An 18,548-nucleotide genomic window follows, 5' to 3' on the forward strand; every position below is an offset into this window, starting at 1 on the left:
GAGGCGTCAGACGACCGCGCCGCGCCCCGGGTCGTCGTCCTCCTCGTCGTCGCCGGGCCGCATCCGCGCCACCAGCGTCGCGAAGCCGCCCAGGAAACCGCCGACGCACACCGTCGTCAGCCACCAGGTCATGTCCCAGCCGAGCAGCACGGCGAGCAGCACCAGCACCGGCCCGCCGACCACCCCCAGCCAGCCGAACCTCACCGCGGGGTCCGCCTCGGGCAGCGGCGGCGGCTCCGGCGGTACGAAGTGTCCCTCGTCCTCGTCGGCCGGCTCGTAGTCGCGCGGCCCGCGCGGGGCGCGCGGACCGACACCCGGCGCGAACACGACGGAGCCGCCCAGCACCGGCCCGTCCGCCGGGCCGGTGCCCTTCCCCGCGTCCCGTCCGCCGTCCGGCGGGTCCCCCTCCGGCAGCGCCAGGTCCTCCACCGGGCGGAGCGGCTCCGCGCCCGGCGGGTCCGACGGCTCCTCCCCGTACGCGGCGACGATCGCGGCCCAGGCCGCCTCCTCGTCGAGCCCCGCCCCGCCGCCCGCCGGCTCCGGTCCGGCGTGGTCGCCGGGGCCGTCGCGCCGCTCCCGGCCCTCCCCGCGGTCCGCGTCCGCGTCGTGCTGCTCAGCCACCGGTCGTGCTCCCCTCCCTGTCCCTGACCGGGGCGGCGGTCGTGCCGCCCCCCGGAGCGAGCCGGCCGACGAACGCGTGGCTCTCCTCGAAGATCCGCTCCGCGTCGTGGTCCAACGTCGCCACGTGGTAGCTCTGTTCCAGCAGGACCTCCGTGACGTCGGCGGAGGAGACGCGGCCCAGGACGCGCGCCGAGTCGGCGGGCGGCACGACGTGGTCCCGCGGCGAGCGCAGCAGCAGGAGCGGCTGCGTCACTCCGGGCAACTCCCCGTCCACCAGGCGCAGGAACCGCCGCAGCGAGTGCGCCGCGTGCAACGGCACGCGGTGGTAGCCCAGTTCGTCCATCCCCTCCTTGGCGATGTCGTTCACCAGGCCGCCCGTCGACGGCACCAGGTGGCGGACGAGCGGCAGCGCGTGCGCCGCCGCGCCGTGCACCCTGTTCGCCGGGTTCACCACGACGACCCCCGAGACCGCGTCGCCGTGGCGGGCCGCCAGCCGCAGCGCCAGCGCGCCGCCCATGGACAGCCCGCACACGAAGACCGCGGAGCACCTCCCGCGCAACACGCGCAGTTCCCGGTCGACCTCCGCGTACCAGTCCTGCCACCCGGTGATCCGCAGGTCCTGCCAGCGCGTGCCGTGCCCGGGCAGCAGCGGCACCGACACCGTCAGGCCGCGCTCCGCGAGGTACCCGGCCCAGGGGCGCATCGACCGGGGCGAGCCGGTGAAGCCGTGGCAGAGGAGCACGCCGACGCCGCCGCCCTCGTGGCGGTAGGGCTCGGCTCCGGGGACGACCGGCACGGAGGTCTCCTGTTCGGATCGGGTGGGTCGCGGGCGTGCACCTCACCGTACGCGACCGGGATGGCACCGGCCAGGGCCGTCCGGCGGGCGAAGCGGCCCCGGCCGGGCGGGGGAGTGCCCGGGGCGGCCCACAGGTTAAGGTCTGTGCGACGGAACACGGGAGGAACACGAGTTGATCTACGGCGCCATGAAGTTCTCCATCGGAGGGACGCTGAAGCTCGCCTTCAGGCCCTGGGTGGAGGGCCTCGAGAACATCCCCGCCGAGGGGCCGGCGATCCTCGCGAGCAACCACCTGTCGTTCTCCGACTCCTTCTTCCTCCCGGCGGTCCTCGACCGGAAGGTCACCTTCATCGCCAAGGCCGAGTACTTCACCTCGCCCGGTGTGAAGGGCAGGCTCACCGCCGCGTTCTTCAAGGGCGTCGGCCAGCTCCCGGTGGACCGCTCCGGCGCCCGGGGCGCCGGCGACGCCGCCGTGCGCAGCGGCATCGAGGTCGTCAGACGCGGCGAGCTGTTCGGCATCTACCCGGAGGGCACCCGCTCCCCGGACGGGCGGCTGTACCGCGGCAAGACCGGCGGCCTCGCGCGCGTGGCGCTGGCCACGGGCGCGCCCGTCATCCCGATCGCGATGATCGACACGGAGAAGATCCAGCCCCCCGGCAAGGTCGTGCCCAGGTTGATGCGCCCCGGCATCCGCATCGGCGAGCCGCTGGACTTCAGCCGCTACCAGGGCATGGACAACGACCGCTTCATCCTCCGCTCGGTCACCGACGAGGTGATGTACGAGATCATGAAGCTGTCGGGCCAGGAGTACGTCGACGTCTACGCCACGGTCGCCAAGCGGCGCATCGCCGAGGAGAAGGCCGCCGGGGCGGCGGGCGGGGCGCCGCACCGGGCCGGGGACGGGACCGACTGAGGCCGGGCGGCGACGCACGGCACCCGGCGCCCGGGCGGCGCGCGGGTCGTACGCGGGGGTGGGGGAGATGACCGGGCGCGAGCGGGTGGTCCGCATGTCCGTGGAGCAGCCGCTGTGGCGTGCGCTCACCGCGTACCGCGTCCTCACCATGGTCTACGCGGACCTCCTCTTCGCGGTCAACCGCGGCGACTTCGAGCGGCCGTGGGTCGCCGTCGGCTTCCTCGCGGCGCTGAGCGCGTGGACGCTGGCGACCCTGCCGAAGGTGTCCGGCGCCGCCCGCTGCACCCGGCGGTTCCTCGCAGCCGACCTCGCCCTCGCGCTCGCCGGCATCCTGCTCACCCCGCTCGCCGACAGCGACGCCCAGGCCCAGGACGGCCCCACCCTGCCCGGCATCTGGGCGGCGGGCGCGGTCCTCGCCTACGCGATCAAGGGCGGCTGGCGCTGGGCCGGCTTCGCGTCCTCGCTGGTCGCCGTCGCCAACGTCGTCCAGCGCGGCGAGCCCAGCCGCGACACGCTCCACAACGTGCTGCTCGTCTGGGTGGCGTCCATCGCGATCGGGTACGTCGTCGAGGTCGCCCGGGCCTCCGAGCGGACGCTCGCCCGGGCGCTGGAGATCGAGGCCGCCACCCGCGAGCGGGAGCGCCTGGCCCGCGACATCCACGACTCGGTCCTCCAGGTGCTGGCCATGGTGCAGCGCCGCGGCACCGCCCTGGGCGGCGAGGCGGCCGAACTCGGCCGGATGGCGGGCGAGCAGGAGGTCGCCCTGCGCACCCTGGTCGCCGGCGGCCTCGGCCGGCCCTCCGGTGTCCGCGAGGACGCCCCGCGGGGGCCGCCGCCCGTCCGGCCGGCGGGCCCGGCGGGCCCGGCGAGGGGGACGGCCGGCAGGACCTGCGGACCCTCCTGGCCCCGTACGCCGGCTCCCGCGTCACCTTCGCCGAGCCGGGCGCCCCGGTCCTGCTGCCGCGGCCCGCGGCGGCCGAGCTGGCGGCCGCCGTCGGCGCCGCCCTGGACAACGTGCGCAAGCACGCGGGACCCGGCGCCCGGGCGTGGATACTCGTCGAGGACTGGCCCGACGAGGTCGTCGTGACCGTGCGCGACGACGGACCGGGCATCCCCGACGGGCGCCTCGCCCAGGCGGAGAGCGAGGGACGCCTCGGCGTGGCCCAGTCCATCCGCGGCAGGCTGCGGGACCTGGGCGGCACGGCGGAGCTGGTCTCGGTGCCCGGCCAGGGCACGGAAGTCGAGTTGAAGGTCCCACGGGGGAAGGCGGAACGATGACGGAACGGCCGATCAGGGTGATGGTGGTCGACGACCACCCGATGTGGCGGGACGCCGTCGCGCGCGACCTGGCCGAGGCGGGGTTCGACGTGGTGGCCACGGCGGGCGACGGCGACCAGGCCGTACGCCGCGCCCGCGCCACCGCCCCCGACGTGCTGGTCCTCGACCTGAACCTGCCGGGCAGGCCGGGCGTCCAGGTCTGCAAGGAGCTCGCCGCCGACGGCGATCCGCCCGTGCGGGTCCTGGTGCTCTCCGCGAGCGGGGAGCACGCCGACGTCCTGGAGGCCGTGAAGTCCGGCGCCACCGGGTACCTGCTGAAGTCCGCCAGCACCGCCGAGCTCCTCGAAGCGGTGCGGCGCACGGCCGCGGGCGACGCGGTCTTCACTCCCGGCCTCGCCGGCCTGGTGCTCGGCGAGTACCGCCGCCTGGCCGCCGAGCCCGCGCCGGCCCGCGGCGCCTCCGAGCCGGGCGCGCCCCGCCTGACCGACCGCGAGACGGAGGTGCTCCGCCTGGTGGCCAAGGGCCTGAGCTACAAGCAGATCGCCGAACGGCTCGTCATCTCCCACCGCACGGTCCAGAACCACGTCCAGAACACCCTGGGCAAGCTCCAGCTCCACAACCGCGTCGAGCTGGTCCGCTACGCCATAGAGCGCGGGCTGGACGACGCCTGACACCGGTGCCCGGCCGCCCTCCGCCGTCCCGTCCCGGCGCGGCGCGGCGGGAGGGCGGCGCCCGCGGCGGGGCCGTATATTCGCGGTGACCGCACCGACCGGCGGGAGGCACCGTGGACGTCCTGGCCTTCGGCGTGCAGGCCGACGAGAAGCCCCTTCTGGAGCGCGCCTTCGCGGGCCGCCACGGCCTGCGCTGCCTGGACGTCTTCCTGACGGAGGACACCGCCCCCCTCGCCGCGGGCCACGAGGCCGTCTCCACCAGCGTCAACGCCGACCTCGGCGCCGGCGTCCTGCGCGTCCTCGCCGCCGGCGGCACCCGGATGATCGCCCAGCGCTCCACCGGCTTCAACAACATCGACCTCGACGTCGCCCGCGGCCTCGGCCTGACCGTGGCCCGCGTGTCGTACTACTCGCCCTACTCCGTGGCCGAGTTCGCGTGGACCCTCGCCATGGCGGTGAACCGCCGCGTCGTCCGCGCCGCCCACCGCACCCGGGACTTCGACTTCCGCCTCGACGGCCTCCTCGGGCGCGACATGCGGGGCCGCACCGTCGGCGTGCTCGGCACCGGCAAGATCGGGGAGGCGTTCACCCGGATCGGGCACGGCTTCGGCATGCGCCTCCTCGGCTGGGACCTGGTCGAGAACCCGGCCTGCCGCGAGCTCGGCATGGCGTACGTCGGGAAGGAGGAGCTCCTCGCCGCCTCCGACCTGGTCAGCCTGCACGTGCCGTTGACCCCGGAGACCCGGCACCTCCTGGACGGCGACGCCCTCGCCTCGATGAAGGACGACGCGATCCTGGTGAACTCCAGCCGCGGCGGCCTCGTCGACACCGAGGCCCTCGTCGCCCAGCTGCGCGCCGGCCGGTTCGCGGGCGTCGGCCTCGACGTGTACGAGGCGGAGGCCGGGCTGTTCCACCTCGACAAGTCCCTGGTGGGCGTCGACGACGACACCCTGGCCCGGCTGATGACCTTCCCGAACGTGCTGGTCACCAGCCACCAGGCGTACTACACGGCCGAGGCGGTGGGCCAGATCGTCGAGGCGACGCTGCGGAACGTCACCGACTACGCCGAGGGCCGCCGCAGCGAGAACGTGCTGGTCCCCGCCGGCCGACCCGCCTGACCCGGCCCGCCCGCCCGGCCCGTCCGGCGCGTCCGGCGCGGGCACCGGCCCGGGGCCGCGCCCCGGCGGGGCCGCCCGCACCGACGCGACGGCCCGCGGCGCCGCGGGCCGTCCCACGAGGGGACGGGCCGCGTGCCGCGGGCCGGTGCGCGCCGGGAGGGGCGGGTGCGTCAGACGAACAGGTCGTAGACCTGCCAGCCCTTGCCGATCGTCGTGCGGGCGGCGAACGGCGCGGTGGCGCTGCCGGTGCCCCGGTAGAACCACATCTCGCCGTTGCCGTCGCGGGCGATCAGGTCCGGCCGGCCGTCCCTGTTCAGGTCGCTCGGGCCGAGCAGCGTGTTGTAGACCTGCCAGCCCTTGCCGATCGTCGTGCGGGCGGCGAACGGCGCGGTGGCGCTGCCGGTGCCCCGGTACAGCCACATCACGCCCGAGCCGTCGCGGGCGACCATGTCGGGCCTGCCGTCGCCGGTGAGGTCGCCGGTGTCGGTCATCGTGGGGTACGCCTGCCAGCCCTTGCCGACCGAGACGCGGGCGGCGAACGGGGCGGAGGGGACGCCGGTGCCCCGGTACAGCCACAGGTAGCCGGAGCCGTCGCGGGCGACGAGGTCCGCGAGGCCGTCGCCGGTGAGGTCCCGGGCGCCGCTCATCAGGTTGTAGATCTGCCAGCCCCTGCCGACGTACACCCGGGCGGCGAACGGCGCCGACGGGTTGCCGCTGCCCCGGTAGTACCACAGGCCGCCGGAGCCGTCGCGGGCCACCGCGTCACCCGTGCCGTCCGCGCGCAGCGCCGTCATCGAGGTGATCGTGTCGTACGCGCCCCACCCGCTGCCGACCCGGTAGCGGGTGAAGAACGGGGAGGCCGCGCCGCCGGTGCCCTGGTACTGCCACAGCACGCCGGAGCCGTCGCGGGCGAGGGTGTTGTAGCGGTCGGTGCCCGGGTCCGGGGCGGTGGGCTCGACCTTCTCCACGTCGGCCGCGCTGACCCACGCGAAGCGGTGGTTGTAGCGGATGGGGTAGAAGGAGTTGCTCCCCCGCACCAGGGTCCGGGAGCCGGTGCCCGTGCCGTCGAACGTGCCGCCGTAGTAGTACGTGCCCGGCACGGCCGCGCCGGCCAGCGTGTACAGCTGCCCGGCCGGGAGGCTGTACTTGGTCAGGTGCGCGGTGTTCTGGTCCTGCACCGGCACGCCCGTGCCCGCGTACGCCGCGTCCTCCGGGTAGCTGCGCCCGTACACCTTGACGGTCACGCCGGCCTTCGCCCGCAGCGCGGTCCCGGACTTCACGGGCGCGGTGTACTGGCCGCCCGGGTTGCGGAACCACGCCTTCTGGCCGCCGTACCAGACCGCCGTCCAGTCGTTGCGCGCCTCGGCGACGACGTACGTGCCGCCGGCGACGAGCTTGTTGCCCCAGTTCCAGCCCTCGCTCCAGGTCTGCGCCCCCAGGTAGGGGTCGCCGATCGTGGCGGAGCCGGTGGAGGGCGAGGTGTAGAGGTAGCCGAAGTTCGCCGGCTGCGGCGTGACCGCGGTGCCGTTGTTCGTCAGCTTCGGCTGGTTGGCCGAGGTGAACGGCGGGACGAAGCGGACGAGCTGCCCCGCCCTGAGCGGGCCGCCCGCGCCGCCGGCGCCCGTGGGGGCGCCCATCAGGGACATGTAGTGGTTCCAGTCCCAGAACGGGCCCGGGTCCCAGTGCTGGGCGCGGACCTTGGTGTCCAGGACGCCCGGTATCTCGTCGTGGCCGATGATGTGCTCGCGGTCGAGCGGGATGCCGTACTTGGCGGCGAGGTGCTTCACGAGCGCCGCGGACGACTCGTACTGCGGCTCCGTGTACCAGCTGCCCTCCTTGATCGCGTAGCCCTCGTGCTCGATGCCGATCGAGTGCACGTTGAGGGTCTTGTTGCCCGCGTGCCACGCCTCGTTCTTGTTCTCCACCATCTGGGTGACCAGGCCGTCGGAGGCGCGGACCATGTAGTGGGCGCTGGCGTAGGTGCTGGAGTTCTGGAAGACCGCGAGCGACCCGTCGTAGCCGCCCTCCGTGTCGTGGATGGCGATGTACCGGATGTCGTGGCCGTTCGCCGGGCGGTCGGCGACGTTGTAGTTGCCCCAGTCGTCCGGGCCGCTGTTCTGCTTGTACGCGGCCGGGCGGAAGTCGCAGTTCAGGCCGGTCGGGCAGTCGGGGGCCGGGACGGCGCTCGCACCGGCGGAGGTCGCGGCGAGCGGGACCTTCGCCGACGGGGCCGGCTTCACGGACGGGTCGGCCGGCAGGGACAGCCGCTGGCCGTCGCCGGTGACCCGCCGCTCGCCGGTCCGGATCGACTCGAAGACGCGCTTCGCGAACAGCTGGGCGCCCTTGCGGTCGGGCGCCTGGCTGTAGCGGGCGACGGCCGGGTACCACGCGCCCGGCTCGTCGGGCAGGGCGCCGGTGGCCTCGCGCTGGTACTCGGCGAGGAGCGCCGCGCCGGCGCGGACGCTCTGCGCGGGGTCCTCGCGCACCGCTTCGGGGGAGGCGTCGGCCAGCTCGGCGGCCTCGTCCAGCGTGTGCAGCCGCGGGTCGCTCGTGTCGACGGGCTTCTCGCGGACCGACCTCAGCGCCTTCTCCGCGTCGAAGTGCTTCTCGACGTTCGGGTCGCCGCTGCGGTTCATGTGGGCGAGGCGGTGCTCGTCGTCCCCGTGGCCGTGGCCGTCCTCCAGGTCCTCCGGGTCGACCTGGGTGAGGCCCATGACGTTGTACGCGCCGGTGGTGCTGGGCAGGCCGTCGTGGCTCTCCCAGCGCGTCTGCCGGTACGCCACCGCCATCAGCACGCTCACCGGGACGTCGAACTCGCGGGCGGCCTCCTCGAACCGGGTCTGCAGCTCCGTGCCCGGCGCCGCGGCCACGGCACCGGAGGAGCCGAGGAGGCCCGGGGAGGCCACGGCGAGGGTGCCGGCGGTCGTCGCGACGGCCACCGCCGAGGCGACGGCGTACGTCAGGAACCTTCTCTTCTTGCGGTCTCTTCGGTGATCGGCGCTCAAGTCCCACCCCTGTGTGAAGTTCGCGGCCGGGCAGATGATCTGGCCCAAGAGCGCGTGACGCTACCAAACCCGCCTCCGCCCGGATCCGCCGGGTTGTCGGCCGCCTCCGTGTCCGGATCCGGAGAAGGCCGTCTCATTTCCTGGTCTCATACGTGCCGTCCGCCCGCAGCGCGTAATGTGGTCGAGGTGACCGTGAACGCCGACCCCCACGCCGTCGCCGCCCGGGCGACCTGGCGAGACCTGCCCGCGGCGCAGCAGCCCGAGTACCCGGACGCCGAGGCTCTGCGCGACGTGATCGCCGACCTCGAGTCGTATCCGCCGCTCGTCTTCGCCGGCGAGTGCGACCAGCTGCGGGCCAGGATGGGGGCCGTCGCCCGGGGCGAGGCGTTCCTGCTCCAGGGCGGGGACTGCGCGGAGTCCTTCGACGCGGTCGGCGCCGAGGACATCCGGGCCAAGCTGAAGACCCTCCTGCAGATGGGCGCCGTGCTGACGTACGCCGCCTCCGTGCCCGTCGTGAAGGTGGGCCGGATCGCCGGCCAGTACTCGAAGCCGCGCTCCAAGCCCACCGAGACCCGCGACGGCGTGACCCTGCCGACGTACCGCGGCGACTCCGTCAACGGCTTCGACTTCACCGAGGAGGCGCGCGTCCCGGACCCGCAGCGGCTCAAGCGCATGTACCAGGCTTCCGCCTCGACGCTGAACCTGGTCCGCGCCTTCACCACCGGCGGCTACGCCGACCTGCGCCAGGTGCACGCCTGGAACCAGGACTTCGTGAAGTCCTCCCCCTCCGGCCAGCGGTACGAGCAGCTGGCCCGCGAGATCGACAACGCCCTCAGCTTCATGAAGGCGTGCGGCACGGACCCGGCCGAGTTCCGCACGGTCGAGTTCTTCGCCTCCCACGAGGCGCTGCTCCTCGCCTACGAGTCGGCGCTGACCCGTGTCGACTCGCGCACCGGCGACCTGTACGACACGTCGGGCCACATGCTGTGGATCGGCGAGCGCACGCGCCAGCTCGACCACGCGCACATCGAGTTCGCGTCCCGGATCCGCAACCCGATCGGCATCAAGCTCGGCCCGACGACCACGGTCGACGAGGCGCTCACCTACGTCGACCGCCTGGACCCGGATCGCGAGCCGGGCCGGCTGACCTTCATCGTCCGCATGGGCGCCGACAAGGTCCGCGACAGGCTCCCCGAGCTGGTGGAGAAGGTCACGGCCGCGGGCGCGGTCGTCGCCTGGGTCGCCGACCCGATGCACGGCAACACCTTCGAGGCGGCCTCGGGCCACAAGACGCGCCGCTTCGACGACGTCCTGGACGAGGTCAAGGGCTTCTTCGAGGTCCACAAGGCGCTCGGCACGCACCCGGGCGGCATCCACGTCGAGCTGACCGGCGACGACGTCACCGAGTGCGTCGGCGGCGGCGACGAGATCTTCGTCGACGACCTGCACCAGCGCTACGAGACGGCCTGCGACCCGCGGCTCAACCGCAGCCAGTCGCTGGACCTGGCGTTCCTGGTGGCGGAGATGTACCGGGACCAGTGAGCGGCGGACGCCGTCCCCCTCGGGGACGGCGCCGACGCGCAGGTGGGGCGCGGATCCGTGTGATCCGCGCCCCACCGCTTCGTCCGGGGCGTCCCGGGCTTCCGCGCACCGCACCCCACAGGTAAGGTTAGGTTAACCTCACCGACCGGGCGGGGATTGTCGGCCGCGACCTGCAGGAAGGTGACCCGCGTGTACGTCTGCTCGTGCTTCGGCATCACCGAGAGGCAGGTCAGGGAGCACGCGGACGCCGGTGCCTGCACCCCGCGCCAGATAGCCTCGGCCTGCAAGGCGGGCACCGACTGCGGCTCCTGCGTACGCCGCATCCAGGCCATCCTGGGCCGGGGCGCCTGCCCGCGGCGGGAGCTGGTGGAGCAGGGCGGCCCGGCGCTGTCCGGCCTCCCCCGGTCCCCGCGGCACCGTCCCCGGCGCTCCGGGGCCTCTCCGAGGTCGCCTGAGGGACCGCGGCACCGCCGGGCGGCGGGCCTACCCCTCCGGCTGCTGGACGATCGTCGCCAGGTACAGCGACTCCCCGAGTTTCTGCACCAGCTCCAGCTGCGTGTCCAGGTAGTCGATGTGCCGCTCCTCGTCGGCGAGGATCGCCTCGAAGACGTTGGCCGAGGTGACGTCGCCCTTGTCGCGCATCACCCGGATGCCGCGCCGCAGCCGGTCGATCGCCTCCACCTCGACCTCGCGGTCGGCGTGGAACATCTCCGTCACCGTCTGGCCCACGCGGACGTGGAAGAGCCGCTGGTAGTTCGGCAGGCCCTCCAGGAGGAGGATCCGGTCCGTGAGCACCTCCGCGTGCCTCATCTCGTCGAAGGACTCCGCGCGGGTGTACTTCGCGAGCCTCGTCCACCCGAAGTTCTCCTGCATCTTCGAGTGGAGGAAGTACTGGTTGATCGCGGTCAGCTCGGCGGTCAGCTGCTCGTTGAGGAACTCGAGGACCTCGGGGTCTCCCTGCATGGCAGAGGCTCCTTCCGTAGGGGCGGGGCGGGATGCGCGCATCCGCGCACCGCGGGGGAGGATCATCCAGTAGATGACTACTCGATAGAGCTTGCCCCATTCGTCCTGTACTTCGGTCGTAACCACCCCTCCCGGTCTGTCACCATTGGGGGCATGGGTCAGCCGGAGAGCGGGGAACACCGGACGGCGGAGGAGCCCGCGCTTCCGCCGGGACAGCGTCTGCAGCGCGGCTGGCCGGTCACCCACTACGGCCCCGTCCCCAGGTTCCGGCCCGAACGCTGGGACTTCCGGGTCTTCGGCGCCACGGCGGACGGCGGGAAGCGCTGCTGGAGCCACGAGGAGTTCACCGCGCTGCCGTTCTCCACCGTCGTCGCCGACCTGCACTGCGTCACGAGGTTCAGCATGGTCGGGGCCGAATGGGGAGGCGTCCCCGCGCGCACGGTGCTGGAGCTGGCCCCGCCCGCCCCCGACGCCAGCCATGTGATGGTGTGGGCCGAGTACGGCTTCAGCGCCAACATGCGGCTGGCGGACTTCGCCTCCGAGCGCACCGTCTTCGCCACCCACAAGGACGGCGAGCCGCTCACCGCGGAGCACGGTTTCCCGCTCCGGCTCATCGTGCCCCACCTCTACGCCTGGAAGGGCCCCAAGTGGGTCCGCGGCGTCGAGTACATGACCGCCGACCGCCGCGGCTTCTGGGAGGAGCGCGGCTACCACAACATCGGCGACCCGTGGGCCGAGCAGCGCTACTCGTACCAGGAGGAGCCCGGGGACGGCCCGGAGCCCTGACCCCCGGCCCCGCGGCGCGCCCCCGCCGGAGGCACGCGTCCGGACCCGGCACGGGACGGCGGCGCCCGGGCGGTGCCGGCGGGCGGCTCCCGCCCCGGCGACCGGGCCGCGTGCCCCGGAGGGCCGTCGGGGTCAGGGCCGGGGCGCCGCCCGCAGGGCCTTGAGCCGCGCCACGTCCCCGGCGTTGCCCTCCTTGCCGCCCGGCGTCTCGACGATCAGCGGCACGCCCTCCGTGGCGGGGTGGCGCATCAGCTCCGCGAAGGGCTCCTCCCCGATGTGCCCGGCACCGATGTTGGCGTGCCGGTCCTTGCGCGCCCCGGCCACGTCCTTGGAGTCGTTGGCGTGGATCAGCTTCAGCCGTCCCTCGCCGACCGTCCCCACCAGCAGGTCCAGCGTCCTGCGCATCCCGTCGGCCCCGGTCAGGTCGTGGCCGGCGGCGAAGACGTGGCAGGTGTCCAGGCAGACGCCGAGCCGGGGGTGGGCGTCCAGGGCCTCGAAGTACGGCCCGAAGTCCCGGGTCCGGGAGCAGAGCGACGAGCCCTGCCCGGCCGTCGACTCCAGCAGCAGGAACGGGTCGTCGTCGTGCGTCAGCTCGTCGAGCAGCGGCAGCAACCGCTCCCGCACCTGCGCGAGCGCCTCCGCGCGGGGCCGTCCGCCGGTCGCCGAGCCGGTGTGGACGACGACGCCCCGGGCGCCGATCGCCCGGGCCCGGCGCAGCGAGTGGCGCAGGGACCCCACGGACCGCTCGGCGGTGGCCTCCGTGTGCGAGCCGAAGTTGATCAGGTAGGGGGCGTGGACGTACGCCGGTATGCCCTCGGCGGCGCACCGGTCGCGGAACACCGCGTCCTGCGCCGGGTTGCCGGCCGGGGTGGCCCAGCCGCGCGGGTTGGCGACGAAGACCTGGACGGCCTCGGCGCCGATCTCGCGGGCGTGGGCGAGGCCGGTGGCGGCCAGGCCGCCGGCCACCGGGACGTGGGCGCCGACGGGGCGGGGGGGCGCCCGCCGGGCGGGCGGGGGCGGGGGGACGGGGAGGCACGGGCGGTCAGATCCCCTCGGTCCTGACGGTGATCGTGCCGCCCTCGGGGGCGGTGCCGCCGCCGGGCACGGACTGCGCGCCGACGGTGTCGTCCAGGTACGGGAAGGCCCTCTCGACCTTCACCTCGAAGCCCGCCGCCTCCAGCTTCCGCACGGCCTCGTCGACGTCCTCGCCCGTCACGTCCGGTACGGCGACCATGCGGGGGCCCTTGGAGAGCGTCAGCGTCACGGTGTCGCCCTCGGCGGCGCGGGCACCCGCCGGAAGGGACTGGGCGGCGACCGAACCGGAGGAGTGCGGGGAGTGCACGCGCTCCTCGGCGACCTCCACCCGGAACCCGGCGCCGGTCAGGGCGGTGCGGGCCTCCTCAAGCGGCCGTCCGACGGCGGTCGGCACGTTGATCGGGGCCCCTCTGCTGACCACCAGCGCCACGGCGGCGTCCGGCGACCGCTCGGTGCCGGCCGGCGGGTCGCTGCTGACGACCGAGCCCTTCGCCACCCCGCCGTCGAACTCCTCGGTGACGACGCCCACCGCCAGCCCCGCCCGGCGCAGCAGCTCCTTCGCGGCGGCCAGCGGCCGGCCCCTCAGGTCCGGCACCTCCACGATCCTCGGGCCGCGCGAGACGACGAGGTCCACCGAGCCGTTGCCGCGGATGCGCTCACCGGGCGCCGGGTCGGTGCCCATGACCGTGCCCCGCTCGTACGCGCCGCTGAACTCCTCGCGCGTCGAGCCGACGTCGAGCCCCTCGTCCGCGAGCCGCCGCTCGGCCTCCGCCCGGGTCTTGCCGAGCAGACCGGTGGCCGGGACGCGGGTGAACTGGCCGGAGCCGATGTACCAGACGCCGGCGCCGCCCCCGAGGACCAGCAGCACGGCGGCCAGGACCGCCACGAGCCCCCGCCGCCGGCCGGGGGCCGCGAGGCCGCGGCGGAGCCCGGCTCCCGCAGGTGGCTCGGGACGCGGCTGCGGGCGCGTGGCGGACTCCGGCGGCCCCTCCAGCAGGCTCGTGCGCTCCGCGTCCACGCCCGCGCCCGCGGGCAGCGGACGGGCGAGGACGCTCGTCACGTCGTCGGGCCCGGCCGTCGCGACCGGCACCGCCGCGTCCGTGCGCGCCTCGCCGCGCCCGGCCGGAGGCGCCAGGTCCAGCCGCGCGTCGTCGAGGGCGGCCCGCACGGCGCGGACCCGGGCGAGCAGCGCCACGGCGTCGCGCGGGCGGGCCCCGGCGTCCCGCGCCGTGGCGGCGGCCACCAGCGCGTCCAGCTCCGGGGCGAGCCCGGGGAAGGCGGCCGAGGGGGCCGGGACGTCGTTGTTCAGGTGCTGGTAGAGGACCTGGGCGGGGGTGTCGCCGCCGTGCGGCTTGGCGCCGGTCAGCATCTCGTACAGGACGACCCCGCACGCGTACACGTCGGTGCGGGTGTCGGCGGTGCCGTGCTCGATCTGCTCCGGCGCCAGGTACGACACGGTGCCCAGGACGGCCCCGGTGGTGTGGGTGGCCGTGCCGACCGCCCGGACGAGGCCGAAGTCGGCGACCTTGACCCGGCCGTCGTCGCCGATCAGGACGTTCTCCGGCTTCATGTCCCGGTGGACGAACCCGGCCCGGTGCGCCGCCCCGAGCGCGGCGAGCACCGGCTCCAGGACGTCCAGCGCGGCCCTCGGGGACAGCGCCTCGCGTTCGCGGAGCACGTCGCGCAGCGTGCAGCCGGCGACGTACTCCATCGCCAGGTAGACGTACGGTCCGTCCGCGCCCTGGTCGAAGACGCCCACCACGTTCGGGTGGGAGAGCCGTGCCACGGACTTCGCCTCGCGGATGAACCGCTCCACGAACGACGCGTCGGCCGCCAGCGACGGATGCATCACCTTCAGGGCGAGGTCGCGGTCGAGGCGGGTGTCGACCGCCCGGTAGACCGTGGCCATGCCGCCGACGGCGATGCGTGCGTCGACGCGGTAGCGGCCGTCGAGGAGCCGGCCGACGAGCGGGTCGTGAAGGGTGGTGTCCACGCGCCCGAGTCTACGAGCCCCTCCCGGCCCGCCCGCCTCCCCGGGCGCGGCCGCGCCCGGGGAGGCGGGCGGGCGCCGCTCAGAAGGCCGGCCGCTCCGGGTCGAGGGCGGCGCGGCCCTCGGCGGGGGAGGAGGCGTGCGCGAAGTGGCGGCGCGGGATGCGGCCGGCCCGGTGGGCGAGCCGCCCCGCCTCCACCGCGTGCCGCATCGCCTCCGCCATCAGCACCGGCTCCTGCGCCCGGGTCACCGCGGACGCCAGCATCACCGCGGCGCAGCCCAGCTCCATCGCCAGCGCCGCGTCCGACGCCGTCCCCGCGCCCGCGTCCAGGATCACCGGCACCCGCGCCCGCTCCACGATCAGCCGGAAGTTGTGCGGGTTGCGGATCCCGAGCCCGGAGCCGATGGGCGATCCCAGCGGCATGACCGCCGCGCAGCCCACGTCCTCCAGCCGCCGCGCCAGGACCGGGTCGTCGTTCGTGTACGGCAGGACCGTGAAGCCGTCGTCCACCAGCGTCTCCGCGGCGTCCAGCAGTTCGACCGGGTCCGGCAGCAGCGTCCGCTCGTCCGCCACGACCTCCAGCTTCACCCAGTCCGTACCGAGCGCCTCGCGGGCCAGGCGGGCCGTCAGCACGGCCTCGCCCGCCGTGAAGCACCCGGCCGTGTTCGGCAGGACCCGGATGCCCAGCCGGTCCAGCACGGACAGCACCGAGCCGTGGACGGAGGGGTCGATCCGCCGCATCGCCACGGTCGTCAGCTGCGTGCCGCTCGCCACGAGGGCCCGCTCCAGCACGTCGAGGCTGGGCGCCCCGCCCGTACCCATGATCAGCCGGGAGTCGAAGGAGGTCCCGGCGATGGTGAGACGGTCGTCGGCCACGGCTCAGCCCCCCTGCACCGCGGTGAGGACCTCGACCCGGTCGCCGTCCGCGAGGACGGTGGACGCCCACCCGCCGCGCGGGACGACCGTCTCGTTGACCGCCGCGGCCACCCCCGAGGGGGCCGCGGTCAGCGCGGCCACCACCGCGTCGAGGGTGACCGGGGAGGTAAGTTCGCGCGGCTCGCCGTTCACCGAGACGGTGACGACGGCGCGTACCTGGTTCGTCATGACACTCCTGTGGGGGCGAATCGGGCGGGCGTGAAGGCGCGGGCGACCTCGGGCAGCTCCCCGGTCGTCAGCACGGAGGCCATCACGTCCCCGGTGACGGGGGCGAGCAGTACGCCGTTGCGGTGGTGGCCGGTCGCCAGGTGCAGGCCCGGCAGGGCGGACGGGCCCAGCAGCGGCGCGTTGTCGGGCGAACCGGGCCGCAGCCCGGCGCACGTCTCGGTGAGCGGCAGCTCCGTGACGCCCGGCACCAGCTCGTGGGCGTCGCGCAGCAGCTCGTACACCCCGCCCGCGGTGACCGTCGTGTCCCAGCCCATCTCCTCGCTCGTCGCGCCGACGACCAGCTCGCCGTTCTCCCGCGGCACCAGGTACACGTGGCCGCCCCGGACGACCGCCCGCACCGTCCGGCTCAGGAACGGCGCGTACGCCTCCGGCACCGCCAGCCGCAGTACCTGCCCCTTCACCGGCCGCACCGGCGGGAGCACCGCGTCCGGCACGCCGTCCAGCCGCCCGCTCAGGCTCCCCGCGGCCAGCACCACCCGGTCCGCCGCCGGCCGCGTGCCGTCCGAGAGGACCGCCCCCGCCGCCCGGTCCCGCACCACCGACAGCCGGTCCGCCCGCGCCCGGTGGAAGACCACCCCGGCCCGCTCGCAGGCCGCCACCAGCGCCGCCGCCAGCCGCCGCGGGTCGACCTGGTGGTCGCCGTCCACCCGCAGCCCGCCGCGCACACCGGGCGCCAGCATCGGTTCCAGGCGCCGGCACTCCCGGCCCGTCAGCCACTCCGATGCGAGCCCGCACCGCAGCTGCAGCGCGTGCAGCTCCCGCAGGTGGGCCCGGTCGTCGGCGTCCAGTGCCACGGCGAGCGTGCCGCTGGCGCGGAAGCCGACGTCCAGGCCGGTCGCGTCCCGCAGCTCGGCGACGAAGTCCGGGTAGCGCTCCGCGGAGGCGAGGTTGAGGCCGAGGAGCGTCTCCTCCCCGTAGTGCAGCTCCGTCACCGCGGCGAGCATCCCCGCCGCCACCCGGGCGGCGCCGCCGCCCGGCTCCGGATCCGCCACGGCGGTGCGCAGCCCGCGCTGCGCCGCCCGCCAGGCCGTGACCAGGCCGATGATCCCGCCCCCGATGACGAGGACGTCCGAGGTGTCGCGTGACATGGGCGTCCAGCCCCTCCCTTCGCCGGCATGACCCGGATCAGGTTCGTACGGTCGGAGGCCGCCCCAGCCTCCCTCTCAGCCCGGTGCGCCGGGCTCCCGCGATGTTCTGGCGTGGCCAGACTAACCCCCCGCCCCGAACCCCGGTAAGGGAGCCCGGGTCCGTCCGCCGGGCCCCGGGGATCCCGGTCGGGCACCCGGCCGGGGCGGCTTCCCGGCGGTGTGGCCCCTGCGTAAGGTGATCGCGTGAGCGAGCAGAGGCACGAGGAGCGGGGGCCGCGGTCCCCGGAACCGCGGCAGGGGCCCGGGGCCGGGCGCGGCCCCGCGGACGGGCGGCGCGTGGTCGTCGTCGGCGCCGGGATGGCCGGGGTGCAGACCGCCGTCGCCCTGCGTGAGCAGGGGTTCACCGGACAGGTGCTGGTCCTGGGCGCCGAACCCCACCAGCCGTACGACAGGCCGCCGCTGTCCAAGGCGTACCTGCTCGGCGAGGCCGAGGGCTCCGCGTTCGAGGTGGACTTCGCCTCGCTCGGCGTCGAGCTGCGCCTCGGCGTCGAGGTGACCGGGCTGCGCCCCGGCGACCACGAGGTCGACACGGAGGCCGGCCCCGTCCCGTACGACGTGCTGGTCGTGGCGACCGGCGCCGTCCCGCTCACCCTGCCAGGCGCCGAGGGCGTCCCCGGCGTCCACCTGCTGCGGACCCTGGACGACGCCGAGCGGCTGCGCCCGGTCCTCGCCGGGCGGCGGGAGGTGGTGGTCGTCGGCGCCGGCTGGATCGGCGCCGAATTCGCCACGGCCGCCCGGGAGGCGGGCTGCGCGGTCACCGTCGTCGAGGCCGCGGCCCGGCCGCTCGCCGGCGCCCTGCCGGCCGAGGCCGCCGAGCCGATGGCCGCCTGGTACGAGGAGGGCGGCGTCCGGCTGCTGACCGGCGCGCGCGTGGAGCGGGTCGAGCCCGGCCGGGTCGTCCTGGCCGACGGGCGGACCCTGCCCGCCGGGGCCGTCGTCGTCGGCGTCGGGGCGCGGCCCGCCACCGGCTGGCTGCGCGGCTCCGGCGTGGCGCTCGGCCCGGACGGCGCGGTCGTCGCCGACGACCGCCTGCGCACCTCCGTGCCGGACGTGTACGCGGTCGGCGACTGCGCCTCGTTCCCGTCGGCGCGGTACGGGACGCGGCTCCTGGTCCACCACTGGGACAACGCCCTGCAGGGGCCGCGCACGGTCGCCGCCGCCGTCGTGGGCGGGGAGCCCCGGCCGTACGACCCGGTGCCGTACTTCTGGTCCGAGCAGTTCGGCCGCTTCGTCCAGTACGCCGGGCACCACGCGTCCGCCGACGCGACCGTCCGGCGCGGCGACCCCGCCGACCCGGCGTGGACCCTGGCGTGGCTGCGGGAGGGCGCCCTGGTGGCGCTGCTCGCGGTGGGCCGTCCGCGTGACCTGGCGCAGGGGCGGCGGCTCATCGAGGCGGGCACCCCGCTCGATCCGGCGCTGGTCGCGGACCCGGCGGTGCCGCTGAAGTCCGCGGTCCGCGGGTGACGGCCCGACACGGGCCCGTGGCCCGGACGGCGGGCCCGGCTACCGGCTGTCGG

At 75.3% G+C, this 18,548-nt stretch carries 15 protein-coding genes, 2 pseudogenes and 1 riboswitch; of the genes and pseudogenes, 8 read left to right on the forward strand and 9 right to left on the reverse strand.

Features of this window, described 5'->3' with window-relative positions; all coding sequences use genetic code 11:
- Positions 1-6: 6 nt before the first annotated feature.
- Both LUW75_RS18750 and LUW75_RS18755 read right to left on the reverse strand, forming a co-directional pair.
- Positions 7-621, reverse strand: a complete 615-nt coding sequence (locus LUW75_RS18750; protein ID WP_250336652.1) for a hypothetical protein — start codon at positions 619-621, stop codon at positions 7-9.
- Positions 614-1,417, reverse strand: a complete 804-nt coding sequence (locus tag LUW75_RS18755) for an alpha/beta hydrolase (protein WP_250336653.1) — start codon at positions 1,415-1,417, stop codon at positions 614-616. Before LUW75_RS18755 ends, LUW75_RS18750 begins: the two co-directional genes overlap by 8 nt.
- 187 nt (positions 1,418-1,604) lie before the next feature.
- Between LUW75_RS18755 and LUW75_RS18760 the strand changes: the two genes are divergently transcribed.
- The 4 genes and pseudogenes from LUW75_RS18760 (at position 1,605) to LUW75_RS18775 (ending at position 5,397) form a co-directional block, all read left to right on the forward strand.
- The gene (locus tag LUW75_RS18760) at positions 1,605-2,330 is read left to right on the forward strand and encodes a lysophospholipid acyltransferase family protein (protein WP_250337723.1); all 726 of its coding nucleotides are present in this window, start codon (positions 1,605-1,607) and stop codon (positions 2,328-2,330) included.
- 67 nt (positions 2,331-2,397) lie between these two features.
- A pseudogene (macS, locus tag LUW75_RS18765) lies at positions 2,398-3,608 on the forward strand (MacS family sensor histidine kinase).
- Entirely contained in the window at positions 3,605-4,279 is a 675-nt protein-coding gene (locus LUW75_RS18770; RefSeq protein WP_250336654.1) for a response regulator, read from the forward strand. The pseudogene macS and the gene LUW75_RS18770 overlap by 4 nt, the downstream one beginning before the upstream one ends.
- Before the next feature lie 113 nt (positions 4,280-4,392).
- Entirely contained in the window at positions 4,393-5,397 is a 1,005-nt protein-coding gene (locus LUW75_RS18775; protein WP_250336655.1) for a 2-hydroxyacid dehydrogenase, read from the forward strand.
- 170 nt (positions 5,398-5,567) lie between these two features.
- Here LUW75_RS18775 and LUW75_RS18780 read toward each other — a convergent pair whose 3' ends face one another.
- Positions 5,568-8,402 (reverse strand): N-acetylmuramoyl-L-alanine amidase, encoded by a 2,835-nt coding sequence (locus tag LUW75_RS18780; protein WP_250336656.1) that lies wholly within the window; start codon positions 8,400-8,402, stop codon positions 5,568-5,570.
- A gap of 186 nt (positions 8,403-8,588) precedes the next feature.
- On the opposite strand from LUW75_RS18780, the gene LUW75_RS18785 reads away from it, so the two are divergent.
- Together LUW75_RS18785 and LUW75_RS24735 are read left to right on the forward strand one after the other, a co-directional pair.
- Positions 8,589-9,944 carry a class II 3-deoxy-7-phosphoheptulonate synthase gene (locus LUW75_RS18785; RefSeq protein WP_250336657.1) on the forward strand — a complete coding sequence of 452 codons (1,356 nt, stop codon included), beginning with the start codon at positions 8,589-8,591 and terminating at the stop codon, positions 9,942-9,944.
- Positions 9,945-10,133: 189 nt separating this feature from the next.
- Positions 10,134-10,271, forward strand: a pseudogene (locus tag LUW75_RS24735) ((2Fe-2S)-binding protein); the annotation flags it as partial.
- Between the two features lie 156 nt (positions 10,272-10,427).
- Here LUW75_RS24735 and bfr read toward each other — a convergent pair.
- A complete protein-coding gene (gene bfr, locus LUW75_RS18790) occupies positions 10,428-10,907 on the reverse strand; it encodes a bacterioferritin (protein WP_250336658.1) in 480 nt (159 codons plus the stop codon).
- 153 nt (positions 10,908-11,060) lie between these two features.
- Between bfr and LUW75_RS18795 the strand changes: the two genes are divergently transcribed.
- Positions 11,061-11,693, forward strand: a complete 633-nt coding sequence (locus LUW75_RS18795; protein WP_250336659.1) for a sulfite oxidase-like oxidoreductase — start codon at positions 11,061-11,063, stop codon at positions 11,691-11,693.
- A gap of 132 nt (positions 11,694-11,825) precedes the next feature.
- On the opposite strand, the gene LUW75_RS18800 is transcribed toward LUW75_RS18795, so the two are convergent.
- The 5 genes from LUW75_RS18800 to thiO all read right to left on the reverse strand — a co-directional run bounded on the left by LUW75_RS18800 (position 11,826) and on the right by thiO (position 16,971).
- Complete coding sequence (locus LUW75_RS18800; protein ID WP_250336660.1) at positions 11,826-12,659, reverse strand: deoxyribonuclease IV; 834 nt, start codon at positions 12,657-12,659, stop codon at positions 11,826-11,828.
- A gap of 76 nt (positions 12,660-12,735) precedes the next feature.
- Complete coding sequence (pknB, locus tag LUW75_RS18805) at positions 12,736-14,721, reverse strand: Stk1 family PASTA domain-containing Ser/Thr kinase (RefSeq protein WP_250336661.1); 1,986 nt, start codon at positions 14,719-14,721, stop codon at positions 12,736-12,738.
- Positions 14,722-14,800: 79 nt separating this feature from the next.
- A complete protein-coding gene (locus tag LUW75_RS18810; RefSeq protein ID WP_250336662.1) occupies positions 14,801-15,595 on the reverse strand; it encodes a thiazole synthase in 795 nt (264 codons plus the stop codon).
- Between the two features lie 3 nt (positions 15,596-15,598).
- The gene (gene thiS, locus LUW75_RS18815; RefSeq protein ID WP_250336663.1) at positions 15,599-15,823 is read right to left on the reverse strand and encodes a sulfur carrier protein ThiS; all 225 of its coding nucleotides are present in this window, start codon (positions 15,821-15,823) and stop codon (positions 15,599-15,601) included.
- Positions 15,820-16,971: a glycine oxidase ThiO gene (thiO, locus tag LUW75_RS18820; protein WP_250336664.1), complete on the reverse strand. Its 1,152-nt coding sequence runs from the start codon at positions 16,969-16,971 to the stop codon at positions 15,820-15,822. Before thiO ends, thiS begins: the two co-directional genes overlap by 4 nt.
- A riboswitch (TPP riboswitch) is annotated at positions 16,969-17,081 on the reverse strand. (Overlaps the previous gene by 3 nt.)
- Before the next feature lie 133 nt (positions 17,082-17,214).
- On the opposite strand from thiO, the gene LUW75_RS18825 reads away from it, so the two are divergent.
- A complete protein-coding gene (locus tag LUW75_RS18825; RefSeq protein ID WP_462933752.1) occupies positions 17,215-18,495 on the forward strand; it encodes an NAD(P)/FAD-dependent oxidoreductase in 1,281 nt (426 codons plus the stop codon).
- Positions 18,496-18,548: the final 53 nt, after the last annotated feature.

Source organism: Streptomyces sp. MRC013, from assembly GCF_023614235.1.
Lineage (GTDB): Bacteria > Actinomycetota > Actinomycetes > Streptomycetales > Streptomycetaceae > Streptomyces.

What these genes read in the sequence shown, in the direction of transcription:
- bfr (WP_250336658.1), bottom strand. Translation starts at nt 10,907, where the DNA reads ATGCAGGGAGACCCCGAGGTCCTCGAGTTCCTCAACGAGCAGCTGACC.
- LUW75_RS18760 (WP_250337723.1), top strand. Translation starts at nt 1,605, where the DNA reads ATGAAGTTCTCCATCGGAGGGACGCTGAAGCTCGCCTTCAGGCCCTGG.
- LUW75_RS18770 (WP_250336654.1), top strand. Translation starts at nt 3,605, where the DNA reads ATGACGGAACGGCCGATCAGGGTGATGGTGGTCGACGACCACCCGATG.
- thiO (WP_250336664.1), bottom strand. Translation starts at nt 16,971, where the DNA reads ATGTCACGCGACACCTCGGACGTCCTCGTCATCGGGGGCGGGATCATC.
- LUW75_RS18795 (WP_250336659.1), top strand. Translation starts at nt 11,061, where the DNA reads ATGGGTCAGCCGGAGAGCGGGGAACACCGGACGGCGGAGGAGCCCGCG.
- thiS (WP_250336663.1), bottom strand. Translation starts at nt 15,823, where the DNA reads ATGACGAACCAGGTACGCGCCGTCGTCACCGTCTCGGTGAACGGCGAG.